Here is a 21,149-nt window from a genome sequence, read left to right as displayed (position 1 = left end):
TCGATCGCGACGGGAATTTCCTGTTCGGGCAGTGTTGTCATGGTGTCCTTCCTTTCCCGGCCTACTCAAAACTTTTCTTGCAGTGGACAAACGGGGGATAGTCGTCCCACGGATGCTTCTTCGGAATCGGATCTTTCACCGGGTGCCTCGAGCCTGGCGCGTTGGCTTTCGCCGCACCGTAAGCGGATGACACCACCCGCACCTTGCCGTCAGCCAGAAAATGCACCCACATGTGGTCAGGCTCATCGTACTTTTCCACCGGCACCACGGCCTCGTATTCGTCGCCCTTGCAGTCACGCCAGTTCGTGACGTTCCAGCGCACCGTCACTTTTGTATCCGGATGCCATTTGTACGGCAGCATCACGCAGCACACGGTGGTGCCACCCTTGCCCGCCTGGGCACCGCTCGTGCCGTCGACCGAAAACTCCTGCACACTCAGGTGATCGGCAAGGTGATCGATGCCGGTCAAAGTGACGGGCATTCCGTCTTCGGCGGGGTCGTGTTGCCGGCATGCGGCAACACCGATGCACAACACCAGCAGCAGTCCTGCATAGAAGCGAAACAGGTTCTGGTGTTTCATGCGCCCCGCCCCTCGCGTTCACCGGGCTTGCCCCTTGATCCTTCATTTCCGCCCGTCGTGCCCCAGGCGAGAATACGGGCGAGGTCGCCGTCGTTCCTGGCCTCGCTCAGTGCGGCTTCGAATGCCGGAACACCCTTGATTGCCCCCGCCGTCTGCCACATGGCAAGGTTCACGGCTGCGTACAACGGCCCCGGCTCGAGTTTCAGGCTGCGTAGCCAATGCCATGTCTGCCTTGTCCACTCATGGCGTTGCGCAGGCGAGTGATCTTCCACATCTGGCGACAGCAGTTGTCCGGTGCTCTCGAAAAGCTCGCCGATGCGTCCGGTCTCCAGCACCTGATGCCATTGCGCGGGTGCAAGGCGCAACGGCAGTCCTGCCACGCCCCGATCCGGCGATATCGCGGTTGCCGTGATCGCGGTCAGCGCTTCCCCATGATCGACGTACTCCCACGACAAGATCGGACCCATCGCGGCAAGCTGCTGCTCTGGCGTCAACGTGGACCAGACAGCTGCCAGCGCGCGGCCATCGCCATACCGGAAGTAGTAGCGCTGGGCCTCGCCCGCCTGCAGATAACGCAGATCGCGTAGATGTCGCTCGAGCGCTTCCGGCGACTGGCGGCAGGTCAACCGGCTGCACGCAAACCGTTGCGAACTACCGGCGGTCGCCAGCGCCTGCGCCAGCTCTCCTCCGTCCACGGAAGCGGGCAGCAACAGGGGCCCAACCAGCCTGGCCTGCTCGCCCAGGTCGTCATACAGACAGACGGTCCACGGCTGTTCCAGCAACCAGGCGTGTTGCGGTGTACCGTGCAACAGTGCGCCATCAAACAGAAAGAAGCATTCTTCGGAGCGGGTCAACATGTTCATACGCTTACCGCCGCGCCACCGGTACGCGCGGCCCGCAGGAAACAGGCAAGGCAGAAATTTCCCGGTTCGGGTAGCGACGCGATCGTGTCGAGAGACGCGGGCCCCTGCTTCTGGATCGTACTGATCTTGAGGAACAGATCGCCAGGGCCGCCGAGCGTGATGTTGCCGTCCTTCAACTGGACGAATGCGCCGCCGCATTCCAGGATGAGTTCCTTCTTCGCGCTGACGCGTACCGTACCGTTTGCGCTCGCCAGCGTGACGTCTTTTTCGGCCAGCAGCGACATCGCATCGCTCTGCGCCTGAATCTGCACTGGCCCCTTCGCCGCGAAAGCTCGGATGCCGAACTTCTGCGCGAATACCGACACCAGTTCACCCACCGCCAGCGTGAAGCACTTCGCCGCGCTCACGTCGAGATTCTTGCCCGCCACCGCCGAAATGGTGCCCTGCGCCGCTACCTGCACGCCCGACCCCGCTACGACACCGATCGATGCCGCCGCGCTCGCCAGAAGGCCGGGCCGCTTCAGCCCGTCCAGTTCGTCGTTCATCTGCTTCTGTGCATCGGTATCCGCAGGGATAGCCTTCGCCGTGTTCGCCGACGCCGCTAACGCCTTCGCAATCTCCAGCGCGCGTTCAAGCTGCGCGATGGTCTCCTGCATGTCGAGCTGCTTGCCGTTTGCGGCCGGGCGATCATAAGCGGTGATGAGCTGCCCCCCACCGGCGCGGATCGCACCGTACCCCGACGTACGAAGCTCGACACCCTCGCCACGCTTCTGCTTCTTGCGGTCCACCAGATAACCGAGATTCAACTGGCTCTTGCCCGAATGCTCGGTTGATAGCTTGATGCCTTCCTCGCCCTGCCAGTCCTCGAAGCGCAGCTTGTTATTGCTCTGCGTGCGAATCACGTTGCGCGAAAGCCATCGCTGCTGATTCGTGATCAGGTCGGACTGCTGGCTGTTGTGATGGAATTGCGAGATATAAGGCTTGTTCGGATCGCCGTCCCGGAATTCCAGCACCGCTTCGTCACCGTCCAGCGCCGGGAAGTGAAAGCCCGTCTGCAATTTACCGGCGAAGGGCTTCGCCAGCCGCAACGGCACGCTCTCGCCGCCCGGATTCCATTCGTCAAAATCGCAGTCGAAGCGGACCGTGTAGTGGCCATCCTGTGTCAGGTACGCGTATTTGTACTGGCCTGGCGACGTGACCCGTGCGCTCAACGTGCCGCCGATCTTCGGCCACCCGTCATCCTCGAGCTTCAGGCGGAAGCGCCGGTCAGACGGAATTGCCTTGTACGTATTGCGGTAAGCCTCATCGCGCGCACCGCTATGCACGACCTCGATCACGACCTGCCCGCCCGGCGCGTCGGGCAGGCTCTCGTCCATCTGCAGGATTCGCCCGGGGCGTAACCCAAGCGCGTTGCTCTCGCCTTCGTACACGACCTGCCAGGCAATCGCAGCCTCATGGCGCAGTTGCGCCTCCCATTTCGCGCCGTCCCGATCGAGGTGATGGGTGCCGTAGATATAGGGCTGGCCGTAGGTCGTCGTGTCCTTGCTGGCCACGTTCGCTTCAGCCCTGAAGCGCTCCCAGGCCTGGTCGGGGTTGTAGTCGGCAACCAGAAACGATTCCGGTACGCTCTGCACATGCGTCTGCAACGCAAACACGGCCTCGACGCCGGACTCCATTCCCGAGATCTCGCGATAGCGCACCTTCAGTTCCGGCTGGTAGACGTAGTGGTCGATATCGTCGCCAAACACGACGATGTCGCCATGCTCGCCCGGCACGATGTAGCAGTAGATCCCTTCCTGCTCCATCAGGACGTGAATGTACGGCCAGTCCGCGATCTGGTACTGGAAGCGGAACTTGTGCCGGGGATACTGCCGGCGCAGTTTGAACACGAACTGGTGGCCCTTGAACCCTCGACGGCGCAGGATCGACTCGATGATCTGCGGCGCAGTCTGATGCTGGTAGATGCGGCTCGTACGTGTGACGTTCAGACGTGCGATATGCGCCTCGACGACGAACCGGTAGCTGCTGAAGTCTTTCGTCGTCTTCGTTTTCGAGAAGCGCGTGACGCACCCCGAAAACACCCGTGGCTCGCTGCCATCGGCTGGCGCGATCGTAAAGGTGGCGTCGCGCCCGAGATAGTCCGAACGGGAAAGCCTGTCGGGATGCGTGAGCTCGATCGTGATCCGGTACGGCTCGCCCATGCGCTCGACAGCGTTGAACGAGACGACCGACAGATGCTTCGCATTCGCGGTGCCGGGCACGTCGAGGAAATACGACTGCCTTCCGGCGAGCGCCTTGAGATCCTTCGCGCACGTCGCGCGGTCATTGTCCAAGGGGACTTCTTTCAGGGCATCAATCAGGTCGGCCATTGCTCTTTCCCATTCGTTGCGCTGCCTTAATTCACTTCATCGACCCATCACTTTTCTTAAAGCGGTTATTCGGGCGGAAAAGGTAAACGCTTTTCACAACGCTGTGAAGCCGCATAGCGCTTTATTTGGATAAATTTTTAATGAGCGGCTAATTTTGACAAACCTTTACATCTCCCCTATTCCGGAAATCCGTCGTTCCGTGCTATTTATCTGCATCAGATCGATCCTGATTCAATTGATCGCCATATAAAAACCGTTACAAATGTCAAATCAAAGAAAAAGGATTCGGGATGAGCGCGAATTTTCAGAATGAGGTGCCGAAGGCACGTATAAATCTGAAGCTGGACCTGCACACCGGCGGCGCCCAGCAGAAGGTCGAACTGCCACTCAAGCTGCTGGTGATGGGCGACTACGGCAACGGTCGCGATACGCGCAGCCTGGCGGAGCGCACCAGGGTGGACATCAACCGGAACAACTTCAACGCCGTGCTTGCGCAATACCGGCCAAAGGCGAGGATCGCCGTGGAGAACACCATGGCGGGCAACGGCTCGGAACTGCCGGTCGAACTCGAATTCCTGTCGATGGACGATTTCAAGCCAGACGTGGTGGCCAGGAAGGTCCCTGAATTGCGAGCATTAATGGCTGCCCGCAATCTGCTGCGTGATCTGAAATACAACCTTCTGGATAACGCGGCATTTCGTCGCGAACTCGAAAAGATCCTAAAGAACCCGGATTTGTCTGAGCGACTGCGCATCGATCTGAAGAAAATCGGCGAATCCGAGCCGAATGCCGCATTGCATTGCAGTCAGTAACCTCCGATTACGAGGATTCATGCATCATGGCTAGAGACGTAATCCAACACACTGAATCGGCGGCAATAGATACGGTCGTACTGGATGTGCCCGGCAGGAGCGTCTATGAGTCTCTCTGCGAAAAAATCAACCTGACGCCGGTCACCGCGACCCGACCGTTCGATTCGTTCCAGAGCGCAGACACGCTATCGGAATCGTCGCTGGACGAACGCATCGCGCAGGGGATGCGCGTATTCCTCGAGATGATCCAGAACGCGTCCCAGCAGGTCGATCGTCTGGACAAGAGCCTGCTTGATTTTCATATCGAACATCTCGACCAGCAGATCAGCGGGCAGCTCGATATGATCATGCACAACGAGACGTTCCAGCAGATCGAGTCGGCATGGCGTGGCTTGAAGTTCCTCGTTGATCGAACCGACTTCCGCAAGAACGTCAGAATCGAAGTGCTCGACGTATCGAAGGAAGCGCTGCGGCAGGACTTCGACGATACGCCCGAAGTGATCCAGAGCGGGCTGTACCTGCACACGTACATCCAGGAATACGACACGCCGGGTGGTCAGCCGATCGGCTCGATCATCTCGAACTACGAGTTCGACCGCAGCCCGCAGGACATCGCCCTGCTGCGCAATATCTCGAAGGTGTCCGCCGCTGCGCACATGCCGTTCATCGGTTCAGTTTCGCCGAAGTTCTTCGGCAAGGAGTCGATGGAAGAAGTCGCCAGCATCCGCGATATCGGCAACTACTTCGATCGTGCCGAATACCTGAAGTGGAAGAGTTTTCGCGAGTCGGACGATTCCCGGTATATCGGCCTCACGCTGCCGCGCTTCCTCGCACGTCTGCCTTACGGCCCGGAGACGACACCGGTGCGCGCGTTCAATTACGAGGAAGGTGTCAAGGGCCCGGACCATACGCGCTACCTGTGGGCGAACGCCTCGTTCGCATTTGCGGCGAACATGGTCAAAAGCTTTATCAGAAACGGCTGGTGTGTGCAGATTCGCGGCCCGCAGGCAGGCGGCCTCGTCGAAGACCTGCCGATCCACCTGTACGACCTGGGCACCGGCAACCAGGCGAAAATCCCGAGCGAGGTACTGATTCCGGAGACGCGCGAATTCGAATTCGCCAACCTCGGTTTCATCCCGCTGTCGTACTACAAGAATCACGACTTCGCGTGCTTCTTCTCCGCCCACTCGGCGCAGAAGCCCACATTGTATGAGACGAAGGAAGCCACCGCGAACAGCCGGGTCAATGCGCGTTTGCCATATATCTTCCTGCTCTCGCGCATCGCGCACTACCTGAAACTGATTCAGCGCGAGAACATCGGCACGACCAAGGATCGGCGTCTGCTTGAACTCGAACTGAACACGTGGGTCAAGTCGCTCGTCACCGAGATGACCGATCCCGGCGATGACCTCCAGGCGTCGCACCCGCTGCGTGAGGCGAACGTGATCGTCGAGGATATCGAGGACAACCCAGGATTTTTCCGAATCAAGCTGTTCATCGTGCCGCATTTCCAGGTCGAGGGGATGGACATCAATCTGTCGCTCGTCTCGCAGATGCCGAAAGCGAAGACCTGAACCTCCGTCGCCACTTTGCACGTAAGCCAATTCTGCCGCGCCGATGGAATGCAAGCCATCGCGTGGCTCGCATTCCATGCGGAGCCGATGACGACTGTTGCATCGCTTCGCGCACAAACCAGTCACGATGAAGATAACAAGACCGCTGTGGGCCAAAGGGGTTTTCATGACGCCCCAACATTTCCAGCAGCAGGCTCTGTGGGGCCAGTTCGCCGACGAGCGCACCGCACGCATTGCCAGTCCCGACCCTTGGGGGGTAAGTCGCGTCGCATTCGACACCCAGGCGCTGTCCATCGATCGCATTCAGCTCGCTGCTCTCGATCTGCGTCTGCCCGACGGCACGTTCATCGACACCGAAACCGCAGACTGGCTGCCCGGAGCACGAAATCTCGGTGACGTGCCCGCCCGGACGGAGACCGTCGTGGTGCTGGCGGGCCTGCCGCTCCTCGATGCACAGGGAGCAAACTGCATCGGGGAGGACCAGAAGCCAGCGCGGCCCCGCCGGTTCGCGCGCGAATACCTGCAGGTCGCCGATATTCTCGGCGACGGCAAGGAAGAAATCAGCGTGGAACGGCATGCACTCGCGCTACTGTTCGATTTCGAGGAACTCGGCGACTACGTGACCTGTCCGGTCGGCCGGTTCGTGAGGAATGCACAAGGCCGTTTCGAGATCGACACGGCATTCGTGCCGCCCTGCCTGCTGCTGTCTGCCAGCACCCAACTGGTCGGCCGCATGAATCGCCTTTCCGAAATCCTGAGCGCCAAAAGCGCGAGCCTCGCGGTGCGCCGTCGCGAGCGCTCCGACCAGATTGCCGATTACGCCGTCGCCGACGTGTCCCTGTTCTGGCTGCTGCATAGCGTGAACAGCACGTGGCCGGATCTCGCGCGCCTCTGTCAGGCGCCGGACCAGCACCCGGAGCGGCTGTACGGCGTGCTCTCGCGCCTCGCCGGATCGCTGCTCACATTCTCGACGGCGGAAACGCTGCAGGCGATTCCGCCGTACGACCATCACGCTCCGGAGCCTGTGTTCGCCGAGCTGGAATCGCTGATCCGCACGCTGCTCGACACGGTGATCCCATCGCGCGTCGTGCCCATCGTGCTCGAGCGCGCAAGAGCCTCGGTCTGGATCGGAAAAATCCATGACGAACGGCTCGTCGACGGCGCCGACTACTACCTGTCAGTGCAGTCGGGGCTGCCGGCGCACGCGTTGCTCGAGCAGTTGCCCCGCCTGTGCAAGGCCGGCGCGCCCGATGAAGTCGAGCAGATCGTCAACTCAGCGCTGCCAGGCATTCCACTGCGGCCGATGTCGCGCCTGCCCGCCGCGATCCCGATCCGCATCGAGAACCAGTATTTCGCGCTCGACAGCACCCACGCCGCTTTCAAACGGATGGTCGCTGCGCGCGCATGCCAGTTCTATGTGCCGGCGTCGATTCCGGACGTGTCGCTTGAACTCCATGCGGTACTGCCAACATGAGCTCGTACGCCGCTGCGAACCCGACCGTGCCCCTACCGTTGCTCCCGGTCGCCTTGCGAGATACGGCGTTGACCGTCACCGCGCTCGCCGGCGACGCGATGCCAACCACCTTCGACACGTTCCGCCGGAAATGTGTCGAACAGGTCGAACGCCTGAGGTCCGAACTGACCACTGCCGGCCACCCACGCGACGTCATTGAGGACGCCGCCTACGCACAGTGTGCGCTGCTCGACGAAGCCGCGCTCAGCAGCCTGAAGGGCGTCGATCGCAATGCCTGGGAACGCGAGCCGCTGCAGGTGAGCGAGTTCCAGAGTCACGATGCGGGCGAGGAACTGATCGCGCGTATCGAACGGCGTCTCGCGCAACCGCAGCCGGTACTGCCGTTGCTCGCGATCTTCGCCGCAGTGCTCGACCTCGGGTTCAGGGGCAAATTCGCACTGGACGGTCGCGATGCACGCGCGGCACTCATGCGCGCGCTTGATGAGCGCCTGGGTCGTCATGGCGAGAGCAGCGACACGTCCGGCCCCGTTGTCGTCAGAACGGGTAACAGCCGTCGCCGGTTCAGCAACCTTTCACCGCTCGCGTGGGTCGTGATCGCAACCGTGTGCGCGAGTGTGATTTATGTCGCTCTTGATCAGTGGCTCACGGCCTCGATCGCCCGGATAATCCACTGACGGGGCGCAACTTGACTGGCTATCCATATCGAACGCTGACTGCCTGGGTCGCGATCCTTGCACTGATCTGGCTGGCACTGTGCTCGCCATGGTCGTCTGGATGGAACGTCTTCGTCGCCGTCCTGGCGGCATTCGCGGCGCTCGCCGCCATCGCGATCGCGACGAGGCGCATACGAGCCCGGCGCGACGCCACACGGCATGTTCTTTCCGCCATCGACACCGCGCTCGCCTCGCTCCCCTCCGGCATCAAGCGCAATACGCCGCTGGTGATCGCTGTGAGCGAAGAAAACGGACCGCTCGCCGATGCGTTCGGCACGGACCTTCTGCGCATTACGGACCGCGCGATCTGGATACGCTGCGAGGAGCCGGCACGCCTCGTGCACCTTGCCGACGCACTCAAACGCTGGCGCGACGGACAGGGGCCGGATGCGGTCGCGTGTATGATCCTCGCTGACAGGACAGTCAGCCAGTCGAGTCTGGCTGCGACCCTGAAGCGCTGGCGCTCCGCCATTGGCGAGGCGGGCCGCGCGGTTGGTTACCGCCTGCCGGTATGCATCGCCGTCTACGCGGAAGAAATCCGGCGCGCGCCTGACGAGTGCCCGTGGTTTGGCGTTTCCAGCGGCGAGCCGCTGCGAACCGACAGCCTCGTTACGCTGGTGGCTTCGCGCGTCGCGGCGTACATCCGCACGGCGAATCCGCTAAGCCGGGAGCCTCGCGCGCACCGTGCGGCACAGCTTGACGGCCTCACACGCTGGGCCTGCGATGTCGTCCTGCCCCCACTCGTCGACGCGCAGCGCAACAGCCCTCCACTGCGGGTCGCCGCTTTTGGAGTAACGACAATCGAAGGTCGCCCCGCACCTGACTCGCTCTTTGGCCAGTTCGCCGCATCCGCGACCGGCCTCACTGTGCCCGTCACGAACCGCGCCCGGTCGCGTTGTCCGCTGCCGGAGCCGTTGATCCACGGCATTGCGCTTCAGCCTGCGCGGCGCGCATTGCCTCGCGCGCTGGCTCATGCCTTTGTCTGGCTCGCGGCATGCTTCTGCGCGGCCGCAGCCGCTTCGGCCTGGCAGAACCGCACGCTGGTCGAGCGCGTGGTCGGTGACATGGATCGCTACAGGGCCATTGCGCCCGCCCGGGATGCCGCGCGCATCGATGCCCTGAACGCCGTCAAACGCGACCGCGATGCGCTTGAACACTACGCGAATTCCGGTGTGCCGCCGCGAATAGGCCTCGGTTTCTACCGCGGCGCTCCGCTCCTGCCGCTCGCGAACGATCTGATCGCCAGCTATCAGCCACCGGCACCGCCGCCCTCGACGATAGAACTCGACAGCCTCTCCTTGTTTCGCACCGGCAGCGCCGCACTGAACCCCGGTTCGAACCGTCTGCTTGTCGCAGCGCTGGACATGATCAGGGCGCATCCGGACAAACGCGTGCTCGTCGCCGGTCACACCGATTCGGCGGGTAGCCCGGCCGCCAATCTCACGCTGTCGGTGGCCCGTGCGGCATCCGTGCGCGACTGGCTCGCGGACGCATCGGGCCTTCCGGTATCGCATTTCGCGATCCAGGGGTATGGCGATACCCGGCCGAAGATGTCCAACGAGACCGAGGCAGGGCGCGCGGCCAACCGCCGCGTGGAAATCACGCTCGTCCCCGACTGTCGCGATACACGCGACAGTCGCAATGATTTACCCCGCCGGGGCCAGCCGGCCTGTTCATGGAAGATCTCCGAAGAAGATCGCATGGCGATCGGGTTCGATGCGATGACCGGGGTATGGGCATGACACGCGGCGGACCAGGACTGTTCGAAGCGGTCACGGGGTACTTCGCGAACGGTGCCGCCATCGACGAGTTCGACCCTGCAACGCAAACCTTCCTGTCGGTCCGGGATAACGTCCAGCGCATCCTGAACAGTCGCCGCAACGGGCTCGCGCACCTGCCCGACTATGGACTCGACGACCTGTCCGAAATCTATCGCCACCTGCCCTCTTCCGCGCACGAGCTCCGGCGCACGATTGAAGCAACACTGCTGAAATACGAACCGCGCGTGAGATCGATCGACATCGCCGTCGAAGATACCGAACCAGGCATGCTGCTGAGCTTCACGATGAGCTGCCATCTGCATCAGGCGGGCCTCGTCCGGTTCGGCACGCACTTCACGCCCGATGGACAGACGCGACTCACGCTGCTCACGGCAGACCACGATCGCGACTGACGGCGTTGCATCACACGGAAATAGAGAGCCGATCATGAAAATGATGGCCGTAAAAGGCAATCGCACCACCACCGGCGGCTGTGTGCTCGACGGCGACCCGGCCTCGCTGGACAACGGGCAACCCATCACCCGTCATATGGATCTCGCCTCGTGCGGGCACTGCGGCAAAAATGGTCCGATTTTCGGGACGGCGAAGACGTTCGGAATGGGCAATACGCGAGGCGTACTCGATGGCGACGTCGTCATGTGCGATTGCCCACATGGAATGAACCGTGTGATTGCACGCTCGACCCTGTACTACAGCGACTAGCGAAACATCGGTGAAATCAGTCCGGCTGACCTGCCCCACTCGCGAATCCGAATCACGACCACCCGTCGAGCGCGTAGCGCTCGAGCGCGGCGGCGTCGAAATCGAAGCCGAGCCCCGGCGTGGTCGGCACCTTCAGCATGCCGTCCGCAAACTCGAGCTGCGTATCGACAAGCCGCCGGAAGTTCAGCACCTGGTCGTCCGGAAAATATTCGACATACCGTGCATTCGCTGTCGACGCGACCAGATGCACGTGCAGATCGTGAAACCAGTGCGGACACATCGTCGCGCCGATGCCGGCCGCGGCCGCCGCGATACGCCGCCATTCGCTGATGCCGCCGCACACGGCCGCGTCCGATTGCAGAATCATCGCCGCGCGCTTGTCGAGCAGTTCCTGATGCCGCCAGCGCCCGGCCTCGATCTCTCCCGTTGCGACCGTGACCGGTGTGCGCTTCGCGAGTTGCGCATGGCTTTCGATATCGTCGGGGCTGAACGGCTCCTCGATCCAGTATGGGTCGTAACGCTCGTAGCGACGCATATATTCGAGCGCGGTCGGCACGTCGGACCATGCGTTGTTCGCATCGAGCATCAACAGCACACTGTCGCCGATCGCCGCGCGCGCGGCCGCGATGCGCGCCTCTTCCGCGCGCGGATCGAGCCGGCCGACCTTCATTTTCACCGCGCGAAAACCCATTTCGACGTAGCCCGCGAGTTCTTCGCCAAGCTGCTGCGGCGTCTTGCCGTCGACGTAATAGCCGCCGCTCGCATAAGCGGGCACGCGCTGCGCCGTCATGCCGCCGAGATAGCGCGCGAGCGGCAAGCCCGCCGCGCGCGCATTGCGGTCCCATAGCGCGACGTCGACGATCGACAGCGCACGCATCACGCTACCCGCACGGCCTTGCAGCAGCGACTCCTGATAAAGCTCGCGCCACAGGCCTTCCACGTCGACAGCGCAGCGATCGATCAAAAGCGGCCCGAACAGTTCGCGCACTGCATGCGTGACGAGCGAGCCCGCACGGTGGCCGCCGTAGCAGAAACCGATGCCTTGCTGGCCATCGGCGGTTCTGATGCGTACCAGCGTGTAGTCGCGCGCGGCCACCACGCGCGTCGCGAAAGAAGTCACGCGATCGAGCGGCACGCGCACCGTGCGCGCTTCGACTGAAACGATCTTCGCGGCCTGCTGCCACGCAGACTGCGATGGTTCGACGACAGCCTGTTTCATCATCTATTCCTCGACACGACCCGGAAAAAAAGCAGATTCGATTCGACCGCTACGCGGCCACCCGTTCGCTGACGCGATGCTTGCTGTGCACGAACAGCAGCATCGCGAGCACACCGGCGAAATCGATCAGCGCACCGAACAGAAACGCGCTGTGATAGCCGCCGAAGTACTGGATCAGCACCCCGGTCAACGCGGGCCCGATGATCCCCGACAGGTTCGACAGGAAGTGGATGAAGCCGCCGACGCCGCCTTGCCGGTGCAGCGGCAGAATCTCGTGCTGCACGGCCCAGATCGACTGGCACGAGCCCGTCAGAAATAGCAGCGCGGCCGCGATCAGGCCGACCGCCGCGGCCAGCGACGTCGCCGACGTGATGCTGAGCACCGCGACACCCGATAGCGCGAGCGGAATCGTCGCCACGAGCTTGCGCGCCTTCACCGGATCGTTCATGCGCCTGTAGACGAAGTCGCCGACGAGGCCACCGCCGAAATAGCCGATCGCGCCGCAGACCCATGGAATCGACGTGACGATGCTCATCTGCTTCAGGTCCAGATGCATCACATTGGTCAGGTAGCTGGGCAGCCACGAGATAAACACGTACTGCGTGTAATTCACAGCAAAGAGCCCCGCGCCGAGCGCGAGCGTGCTCGGCCGGCGCAGGTAGGCGCCGAGCAAGTCGGAGGCCAAGCGGTCTTAGGAAGACAAAACATTCTACCAACTCCTTGGCTCACAGAACGACATGGCTACGATCCGACTTCGCGGGCTTGTCGGTCACGAAGATGCGCCAGCAGATCAGCCAGACAAAGCCGAGCACCGCGATCACCACAAACGACGTGCGCCAGCCGAACGCGACGGCAATCAGGCCGACCACGGGCCCCGCGATCGCATTGCCGAGCGTTTGCCCCGAGAACGTGAAACCGATCATCGTCGCCGTCTCATGGCGCGGAAACCAGTTCGAAATCGTGCGATTCGTGTTCGAGCTCATCGGCCCCTCGCCGATACCGAAGAACACGCGCGTCAGCAGCAGCGAGACGAAACCGGTCGCGGCCGCGGTCAGTCCGCAAAACAGCGACCAGATGCCCATCGCCCACGTGAAGACGCGCCGCGTGCCCCACTTGTCGGCAAAGTAACCGCCGAGAAACGAGAAGATCGCGTAGCCGACGAAAAAGCTGCTGAAGATCACGCCCAGTTGCGACGGCGACAGGTCGAGCGTCTTGCCGACGATCGGCGCGACGATGCCGAGTGCCGCGCGGTCCATATAGTTGATCGCGCCGGCCGTGAACAGCAGACCCGCGACCACGTATCGATATTTGCCAGTTTTCATGGGGATTTTCCGCGTACAGGTTCGAGCACGATTAGCGGTTGACGAGCGTGGCCGGCATGCGCGTGAGAATCAGCAGCGCGGACAGACACAGGCATCCTGCGATCAGGAACAGGCTCGAGTTCAATGAATGGGTCATCGTCTTGAGCCATCCGACCGCCGCGGGACTCACGAAGCCCGCCAGGTTGCCGGTCGCGTTGATCAGCGCGATGCCGGCCGCGGCGCCGGCGCCGCCGAGAAACGACGTCGGCAGCGCCCAGAACATCGGCAACGCGGTGACGACGCCAGTGGCCGCCATCGTCAGGCCGACGAGCGCGATCCACGGGTTCGCACCCGCGAAAGCGCAAACGACGAAGCCGCTTGCCGCGACGAGCTGCGGAACCACCACATGCCAGCGGCGCTCGCGCGTGCGATCCGCATGGCGGCCGACCAGAATCATCGCAATCAGCGCGCACAGGTAAGGCACGATGGTCAGCAGGCCGATCGTGAGCGGATCCTTGATGCCCGAGGTGCGGATGATGGTCGGCTGCCAGAAGCCGACCGCGTACGAGCCCATCACGATGCCGAACAGGATCGCGCACGACGTCCAGACCTTGAGCGACGAGAATGTCTGCCCGACCGACGAATGGCTCTTGGTACGCGCTTCCGCATCGATCTCGCGCTGGATATGCTCGCGCTCGTGTTCCGCGAGCCACTTCGCATCCTTGACGCGATCGTCGAGAAAGAAATAGATGACAATGCCGAGCACGAGCGCGGGCAGCGCCTCGATGATGAACAGCCATTGCCAGCCGGCAAGTCCGCCGTGGCCCGCGAGCCGCTGCAGGATCAGGCCCGACATCGGCCCGCCGACGATGCCCGACACCGGATTGCCCGCCATCAGGAACGCGACCATCTTGCCGCGCCGCTGCGCCGGGAACCAGTACGTCAGATACAGCACGAGCCCCGGGAAAAAGCCCGCTTCCGCGATGCCGAGCACGAAACGCAACAGGTAGAACATCGTCGGCGAGGTCACCCATGCGGTCGCCGCCGAAATCACGGCCCACGTGACCATGATCCGCGCGATCCAGCGCCGTGCGCCGAGGCGGTGAAGCAACAGATTGCTCGGCACCTCGAAGAAAAAGTAGCCGACGAAGAAGATGCCGGCGCCGAAGCCGTACATCGCTTCGCTGAAGTGCAGATCGTTCAGCATCTGCAGCTTCGCGAAGCCGACGTTGACGCGGTCGAGATAGGCGACCACATAGCCGACGAAAAGCAAAGGCATGAAGCGCCAGGTCACCTTTGCGTAGATCGAATTGCTCGACGCCGCGCTGCCGGGCGACGTGACCGCGATGCCGTTCGTGCTCAACTTTGTCTCCGTGTTGTTCAGGTGGTCCATCGAGCGGGACACGCTGCGCGCCTCTTGTCGGGCGACCCTGTGCAGCGTTCGTTGCGTCTACAGCAATCGTTCGGCGGCGAACCCGGCGTCTCGCAGACTTCAACTCATGATGCCGACCTGCCACGGAACGAATTCGTAATCGCCGAGACCGAGCAGTTCGCTGCGCGTGCGCTCGCCCGACGCGGTTCTCAGCATTGCTTCGAAAATCGCGCGGCCCGTGCTTTCGATCGACGCGGTGCCGTCGAGAATCTCGCCGCAGTTCAGATCCATGTCTTCCGCGAGGCGCCGGTACATCGGCGTATTGGTGGCGAGCTTCAGCGACGGCACGGGCTTCGCGCCGAACATCGAACCGCGGCCTGTCGTGAAAGCGATCAGATTCGCGCCGCCGGCAATCTGGCCCGTCGCCGATACCGGATCGAAGCCCGGCGTGTCCATGAATACGAGGCCGTGCCCGGTCACCGGCTCGGCATAGCGATAGACGGCCATCAACGGGCCCGTGCCGCCCTTCATCGACGAGCCGAGCGATTTCTCGAAGATATTCGCGAGGCCGCCCACCTGATTGCCGGGGCTCACCTGGCCGTTGATCTGCACGTCGCGGCCCACCGAGTAGACGTCCTTCCACCAGCGCACGCGCTCGATCAGCTTTTCGCCGACTTCCCGGCTCACCGCGCGACGGGTGAGCGTATGCTCGACGCCGTAAATTTCAGGGGTTTCTGAAAGAATCGCCGTGCCGCCGTGCCGCACGAGCAGATCCACGGCGGCGCCGAGCGCGGGGTTCGCGGTGATCGACGAGAAGCCGTCCGAGCCGCCGCATTGCAGGCCCACGGTCAGATGGCTCGCATCGACGCGCGTGCGCGTGACGCGGTTGGCGTCAGGCAGCAGCGCCTTGACCGCCTCGATGCCGGCTTCGATCGTTTTGCGCGTGCCGCCGGTTTCCTGCATCGTGAACGTATGGAGGCGCGCGTTTCGCTCGAGCCCTTCCTGATCGAGAATGCCCTGCAACTGGTTGCGCTCGCACCCGAGTCCGACGATCAGCGCGGCCGCGAGATTCGGATGCCGCGCGTAGCCGGCCGTCGTTCTGCGCAACAGCGCCATCGGCTCGCCGCTCATTTCCATGCCGCAGCCGATCGAATGGCTGAACGCCACCACGCCGTCGACGTTCGGATAGTCGGCGAGCCGCTCGGGCGTGAACCACTCGGCGATCTTGTGCACGACCGTGGCCGAACAGTTGACCGTCGACAGCACGCCGATGTAGTTGCGTGTCGCGACCTGGCCATTCGCGCGCACGATGCCGTGAAAGCTCGCGCGTCGTTCGACCGGCAGCAGCTCGACGGGCCGGTAGTCCGCGCAGTACGCGTAGTCGCGGTCGAACTCGCGGAACTCGAGGTTGTGGCCATGCACGAGCATGCCGGGCGCGATATCGGCCGCGGCGAAGCCGATCACGTTGTTGTACTTGCGCACGGGCTCGCCCTGGCGAATGCGGCGCGCGGCGATCTTGTAGCCGGCCGCGACCTGGCTTCTGCTCACGAAATCTTCGGACGGCACCGGCGTGCCGATCGCGACGTCGGTGCGCGCGATCACCACGTTGTCGGCGGGATGCAGCCGGATCACCGGCCCGCTGATGGTCTTGCTCGACAGCTCGATCATGAACTCGCGGCCTTGCAGGAGGGAGATGCCAGCGCGCGCGTGCGTGCTGCACACCGTCGCCGAAAGTAATCGTTTGCTCGAATAGCCTGACTTTTACATCGAGCCGCTCGCGCGGAAGCGCCGAAAACAGACATGTCGGCCACTTTAGAAGATTCCCGCATGCATTTCAAGAGAAAGCGCTTACTTTGATCGCGCTCGATCGGCTTATACTGTGCGCCGACCGTCCTTTTTCGAGCACCGCATCAGGAGCGAACCCATGTGGCAACAGGCCGAGCGCTACCCCGACCCTCGCGTGATATCGATCGATCCGTCCTTCGACACCTATCGCGTCAACTTTTCGGCCGTGGAACGGCTCGCCACCGGCTATCGGTGGACCGAAGGGCCGGTCTGGTTCGGCGATGGCCGCTATCTGCTGTGGAGCGATATTCCGAACAACCAGATGCTGCGCTGGGACGAGGAAACAGGCGCAGTCAGCGTGTTTCGCAAGCCATCCAACTTCGCGAACGGCAACACGCGCGACCGCCAGGGGCGCCTCGTGACGTGCGAGCACGGCAGGCGCGTCACGCGCACCGAGTACGACGGCAGCATCACCGTGCTGATCGATTCATTCGAGGGCAAGCGCCTCAATTCGCCGAATGATCTCGTCGTCAAATCGGACGGCTCGATCTGGTTTACCGATCCGCCGATGGGCATTGCCGGTCATTACGAGGGCCATAAGGCCGAACAGGAACTGCCGCACTCGGTGTACCGCATCGACGGCGCGACCGGCGAGGCATCGGTCGTCACACGCGAACTGAAAGGGCCGAACGGCCTGTGCTTTTCACCGGACGAAAAGCTGCTCTATGTGATCGAATCGCGCGGCGTGCCGGGCAGGCTGATCCATGTGTTCGACATGTCGGCTGACGGCCGTAGCGTCGGCCGCAGCCGCGTGTTCTTCGATGCCGGCACCGCGACGATCGACGGCATGCGCGCCGATATCGACGGCAATCTGTGGTGCGGCTGGGGCATGGGCAGCGACGAACTCGACGGTGTGATGGTGATTTCCGCGGCCGGCAAGATCATCGGCCGCATCGCGCTGCCCGAGCGCTGTGCGAATCTGTGCTTCGGCGGCCGTGCGCGCAACCGGCTTTTCATGGCTGCCTCGCAATCGATCTATTCGGTGTTCGTCAACACGCAGGGTGCGCCCGGCGGTTGATCCTCGCAACGTTACGCAACGCAACACCCTACTGATATTGCCGCAGCTTGATCGCGATTGCCGGATCGGTAATATTCGCCGCGGTCAGCGCGAGCACATCGATGCTGATATGCGGCGGCACGACTTCGCCGGCTTCGGCCTTGAGCAGCGTCTGCATCGCAATGTAGCCCATCTGATACGCGTCCTGCGCGATCACTGCATAGAGCACGCCCGTCTGCAGATACTGCCGGAAGGCCGGACGATAATCGAAGCCGACGATCTTCGGCCGCTGCTTCGGCGCAAGCTGCTCGAGCGCGCGCACGGCGGCGAGCGTCGCAAAGTCGGTCGGCGCGAAGATCGCATCGAGCGGACGGCCATAAGACTTGATCGCATCGACGGCGGCCAGTTCGGGTTCGTGTATGCCGTGTCCGATATACGCGTCGACGGCAATCTCGAAGCCCATCGCCTTTGCCGCATCGATGAAGCCCTGCTCGCGCGCAGTGGTCGAAACGACGTCGGGCGCGAGCCTCAGCACGGCGACCTTCGCACCGCGCGGCAGCACGTGTTCGAGCGCGCGCGCGGCGACGCGCCCGGCCGCGTAATTGTCTGTCGAGACTGTCGAGAGCGCGCGGAAATCCCTGCTGGGCCGATCGACGAACACGACCGGCACCGGCAGTTGCACGGGCGTTTTGAGATTCGTGACAGGGATCGGCGCGAGGATGATCGACTTCACGCCGGAGTCGATCATCCATCGCACTATTTTGAGCTGCACATTCTGCGAGGTCGTTTGCGGATCGTCGTCGACCGGACTGCGCACGACCACGTTCACGCGGCGCTCGGCGGCCGCCTGATGGATGCCCTCTTCCATCGCTTTCCAGAATTCGCTTTGCGCGCCCGCGAGCACCGCGCCATAACCCGCCGCGCGCGCGATGCCGGCGTTGCCGGACACGCCGGACAACACAGGCAAGCCAGACAGAAGAGACGCGCCGATCAGCCAGGCCGCCACCCGAAGCCAACTGCGCAGGACCAGTTCGGAACGCATCGCATCGCCTCCCGCATGCGGCTATCGTGTCGGCGCAAACGCGCTTGCATCAGAGGATTTTGTGCAAGCGCCGGTGTTGCCGGAAGCCGTAGTTACTATACTAGTAAGCTAAATTTGAACAGGGGGCCGATTTGCCACGGCGCGCTAAAGCAACGCTTCGGCCCGACGCGACAGATCCCGAGCGCGCGTCCCCTGCAAGCGCACAGCACCCAGGCCGATGGCGCGCGGCCCTGCGCGGCGTCCGCGCCGCGAATGCGGCGCCGTGGCGCACGATAGCGGGCCTGTGGCGCGGTGTCGGCGTGCGTCTTCTGATCGGGGTCCTGATCTTCAGTTCCGTGATCACACTGATCATGACTGCGGTCCAGCTTTATATGGACTACCGCTACGACGTCGATCAGATCGAGCGGCGCCTCGACGAAATCGGCGAAGGCTACCCCGACATCATCGGCGAAAGCCTCTGGCATCTGGACCGCGAACAGCTGCGCATCGAAGTCGAGAGCATCCTCAAGCTGCCCGACGTGCAGGCGGTCACGGTGCGCGAGTCCGGCACCGCCCACCCGCTGCAGATCATGGCGCGGCGCCGGCAAAGCACACCCGTGATCACGCGCGAGCTGCCGATCAACCGCGTGGTGGAAGGCAAGCTCAGGCAGATCGGCACGCTCTATATCGAAGCCGCGCTGACCGATGTGTACCGGCGGCTGATGGGCGAAGCGCTCGTGATTCTCGTGAGCCAGGGTGCCAAAACCTTCCTCGTCTCGCTGTTTATCCTGCTGATCTTTTCGCGGCTCGTCACTCGCCATCTCGCGACGATCGCGCAGTTCATGCGCCAGTACGACTTCCATCACCCGACCGGCGCGCTTGCGCTGAAGCGCCGGCCGCCGGCGACACCCGACGAACTCGACCAGGTCGTGATGTCGTTCAACGATTTGTGCACGAGTTTGCAGGTCGCGTATCGCAATCAGCAAACGGCCAACGAAGCGCTGAAGCAGGACGTCGCGATGCGCATTCGCAATGAAGAAGCGCTGCGCTCAGCCGAACAGCGCTATCGCGAGCTGTTTCACAACATGCCAATAGCGCTGATGCAGACGCGTGGCAACTTCGATATTTTTCCGGCCTTGCACGAAGCGGGCGTCACCGATCTGAACGCGTATTTCGATGCACATCCGGACGTGCTGCGGCGCCTCGTGAGCGCGATCACGGTCGACGAAGTCAACGCGCGTTCGGTCGAACTGTTCCGCGCGCGCGACGCCGCGCAACTGCTTGGCCCCGCCGGGCGTCTGTGGTCCGAAAGCCCCGGCACACTGCGCCGTGCGTTCGAAAGCCGCTATCACGGCGAAGCGCGTTTCGACGAAGAGATGAAGGTGGTCGCACTCGACGGGCGCGTAATCGACGTGCTGTGCACGCTGTCGCGGCCACAGCCGATTGGCAGCGACACGCCGACGCTGCTCGGTCTGATCGACATTACCGAACGCGTGCGTGTGCGCGAAAAACTGCAGCAACTGGAAACCGACCTCGCCCATGCGGGGCGAATCTCGCTGCTCGGCGAACTGATGGCATCGATTGCGCACGAGATCAACCAGCCGCTCGGCGCCGTCGCGGCCAGTGCGCAGGCCATCCAGAACTGGCTGAACCGACCGGAGCCGCCGCTCGACGAAGTGCGCGAGCTTACGGCGCTCACGCTCGCATCGGCGCGCCGCGCGAGCGACATCATCGTGCGCACGCGCGCGATGGCCGCCAAGAGCCAGCCGCGGCGCGAACTGATCCGCCTCGACGAAGTCGTCGACGAGTCGCTGATGTTGCTCGGTCACGAGATCCAGGCAAGAGGCGTGGAGATCGGGCATCGGCCCGCGATCTTTGCACCGCGCATCATGGCGGACCGCACGCAATTACAGCAGGTTGTCGTGAACCTGACGGTTAACGCAATGCAGGCGCTGGCGCAGTATCGCGCGGGCCACGGCAGGATCATGGTGACGACCGCCGTGCCGGCAGCAGGCCAGGTCAGCTGCACGATCGAAGACGACGGACCGGGCATCCGGCAGGAAAATCTCGCGCTGCTTTTCAACCGCTTTTTCACCACCAGCGAAGGCGGCATGGGACTCGGCCTCGCAATCTGCCGGACGATCATCGAAGCACATGGCGGCCAGATCCGTGCAGACAACGAATCGACGCTCGGCGGCGCGCGCTTTACGTTTGTGCTTCCGGCCGGCGAGTAGTCAGTTACCCTATCCGCCCGGTAGCCGGCGGCCGGCACGCGCTGCCGCAGAATGTCGCTTCGCTTTCAGGATCGAACGGCATCGGCGCGCATGCGATTTCGATAATTCAGCACGAGGCGACATCGGAGCGGCGCTACGCCGCGCTATCTTCCAAAGCGCCGCCCGCCTTGCAAACGCATCGGCCATCGTCTACAAAGCGACGATGTACCTGGCTATTCGCACCATTGGCTTTCGTTTTGACTCATGCATGCTTGCTCGCCTCTTCCAGAATGCCTGCATCGCCTGTCATGAC

Annotated in this window: 16 protein-coding genes and 1 pseudogene; 9 read left to right on the top strand and 8 right to left on the bottom strand. The window is 62.9% G+C overall.

Going from position 1 to position 21,149, the window contains the following annotated elements:
* Window positions 1-61 precede the first annotated feature (61 nt).
* From QYH69_RS08315 to QYH69_RS08305, 3 genes are read right to left on the bottom strand one after another with little or no spacing between them, the layout of a single operon-like run.
* Window positions 62-580 carry a DUF3304 domain-containing protein gene (locus QYH69_RS08315; protein WP_308831412.1) on the bottom strand — a complete coding sequence of 173 codons (519 nt, stop codon included), beginning with the start codon at window positions 578-580 and terminating at the stop codon, window positions 62-64.
* Window positions 577-1,443, bottom strand: coding sequence for a DUF4123 domain-containing protein (locus QYH69_RS08310; RefSeq protein ID WP_308831411.1), 867 nt, complete (start codon window positions 1,441-1,443; stop codon window positions 577-579). Before QYH69_RS08310 ends, QYH69_RS08315 begins: the two co-directional genes overlap by 4 nt.
* Window positions 1,440-3,812, bottom strand: a complete 2,373-nt coding sequence (locus QYH69_RS08305; protein WP_308831410.1) for a type VI secretion system tip protein VgrG — start codon at window positions 3,810-3,812, stop codon at window positions 1,440-1,442. Before QYH69_RS08305 ends, QYH69_RS08310 begins: the two co-directional genes overlap by 4 nt.
* Before the next feature lie 290 nt (window positions 3,813-4,102).
* Between QYH69_RS08305 and tssB the strand changes: the two genes are divergently transcribed.
* From tssB to QYH69_RS08270, 7 genes are all read left to right on the top strand, one after another.
* Window positions 4,103-4,624, top strand: coding sequence for a type VI secretion system contractile sheath small subunit (gene tssB, locus QYH69_RS08300; RefSeq protein WP_308831409.1), 522 nt, complete (start codon window positions 4,103-4,105; stop codon window positions 4,622-4,624).
* A gap of 26 nt (window positions 4,625-4,650) precedes the next feature.
* Window positions 4,651-6,198: a type VI secretion system contractile sheath large subunit gene (gene tssC / locus QYH69_RS08295; protein ID WP_308831408.1), complete on the top strand. Its 1,548-nt coding sequence runs from the start codon at window positions 4,651-4,653 to the stop codon at window positions 6,196-6,198.
* Between the two features lie 127 nt (window positions 6,199-6,325).
* Window positions 6,326-7,672 (top strand): type VI secretion system baseplate subunit TssK, encoded by a 1,347-nt coding sequence (gene tssK / locus QYH69_RS08290; protein WP_308831407.1) that lies wholly within the window; start codon window positions 6,326-6,328, stop codon window positions 7,670-7,672.
* Window positions 7,669-8,346 (top strand): DotU family type IV/VI secretion system protein, encoded by a 678-nt coding sequence (locus tag QYH69_RS08285; RefSeq protein ID WP_308831406.1) that lies wholly within the window; start codon window positions 7,669-7,671, stop codon window positions 8,344-8,346. Before tssK ends, QYH69_RS08285 begins: the two co-directional genes overlap by 4 nt.
* Entirely contained in the window at window positions 8,310-10,127 is a 1,818-nt protein-coding gene (locus QYH69_RS08280) for an OmpA family protein (protein WP_308831405.1), read from the top strand. The genes QYH69_RS08285 and QYH69_RS08280 overlap by 37 nt, the downstream gene beginning before the upstream one ends.
* Window positions 10,124-10,558, top strand: coding sequence for a type VI secretion system baseplate subunit TssE (gene tssE / locus QYH69_RS08275; protein ID WP_075158804.1), 435 nt, complete (start codon window positions 10,124-10,126; stop codon window positions 10,556-10,558). Before QYH69_RS08280 ends, tssE begins: the two co-directional genes overlap by 4 nt.
* A 34-nt stretch (window positions 10,559-10,592) precedes the next feature.
* On the top strand, window positions 10,593-10,868 hold the full coding sequence (locus QYH69_RS08270) for a PAAR domain-containing protein (protein ID WP_308831404.1): 276 nt from the start codon (window positions 10,593-10,595) through the stop codon (window positions 10,866-10,868).
* Window positions 10,869-10,920: 52 nt separating this feature from the next.
* Here QYH69_RS08270 and QYH69_RS08265 read toward each other — a convergent pair whose 3' ends face one another.
* The 4 genes and pseudogenes from QYH69_RS08265 to QYH69_RS08245 form a co-directional block, all read right to left on the bottom strand.
* Complete coding sequence (locus QYH69_RS08265; protein ID WP_308831403.1) at window positions 10,921-12,090, bottom strand: mandelate racemase/muconate lactonizing enzyme family protein; 1,170 nt, start codon at window positions 12,088-12,090, stop codon at window positions 10,921-10,923.
* A gap of 49 nt (window positions 12,091-12,139) precedes the next feature.
* Window positions 12,140-13,352 (bottom strand): annotated as a pseudogene (locus QYH69_RS36035) (MFS transporter); the annotation flags it as partial.
* 88 nt (window positions 13,353-13,440) lie between these two features.
* Window positions 13,441-14,751, bottom strand: coding sequence for an MFS transporter (locus QYH69_RS08250; RefSeq protein ID WP_308831400.1), 1,311 nt, complete (start codon window positions 14,749-14,751; stop codon window positions 13,441-13,443).
* A gap of 129 nt (window positions 14,752-14,880) precedes the next feature.
* Entirely contained in the window at window positions 14,881-16,428 is a 1,548-nt protein-coding gene (locus QYH69_RS08245) for an altronate dehydratase family protein (RefSeq protein WP_308831399.1), read from the bottom strand.
* A 256-nt stretch (window positions 16,429-16,684) separates the two neighbouring features.
* Here QYH69_RS08245 and QYH69_RS08240 point away from each other — a divergent pair, with 256 nt between their 5' ends.
* Window positions 16,685-17,623, top strand: coding sequence for an SMP-30/gluconolactonase/LRE family protein (locus QYH69_RS08240; protein ID WP_308831398.1), 939 nt, complete (start codon window positions 16,685-16,687; stop codon window positions 17,621-17,623).
* 28 nt (window positions 17,624-17,651) lie between these two features.
* Here QYH69_RS08240 and QYH69_RS08235 read toward each other — a convergent pair whose 3' ends face one another.
* On the bottom strand, window positions 17,652-18,644 hold the full coding sequence (locus QYH69_RS08235) for a substrate-binding domain-containing protein (RefSeq protein WP_308831397.1): 993 nt from the start codon (window positions 18,642-18,644) through the stop codon (window positions 17,652-17,654).
* 299 nt (window positions 18,645-18,943) lie between these two features.
* On the opposite strand from QYH69_RS08235, the gene QYH69_RS08230 reads away from it, so the two are divergent.
* Window positions 18,944-20,857: an ATP-binding protein gene (locus tag QYH69_RS08230; RefSeq protein ID WP_308831396.1), complete on the top strand. Its 1,914-nt coding sequence runs from the start codon at window positions 18,944-18,946 to the stop codon at window positions 20,855-20,857.
* Window positions 20,858-21,149 lie beyond the last annotated feature (292 nt).

The sequence above is a fragment of the Paraburkholderia sp. SARCC-3016 genome, assembly GCF_031119615.1.
GTDB lineage: Bacteria > Pseudomonadota > Gammaproteobacteria > Burkholderiales > Burkholderiaceae > Paraburkholderia.
The sequence above is the reverse complement of the archived record's forward strand: the minus strand, read 5'-3'. Positions and strand labels throughout refer to the sequence as shown.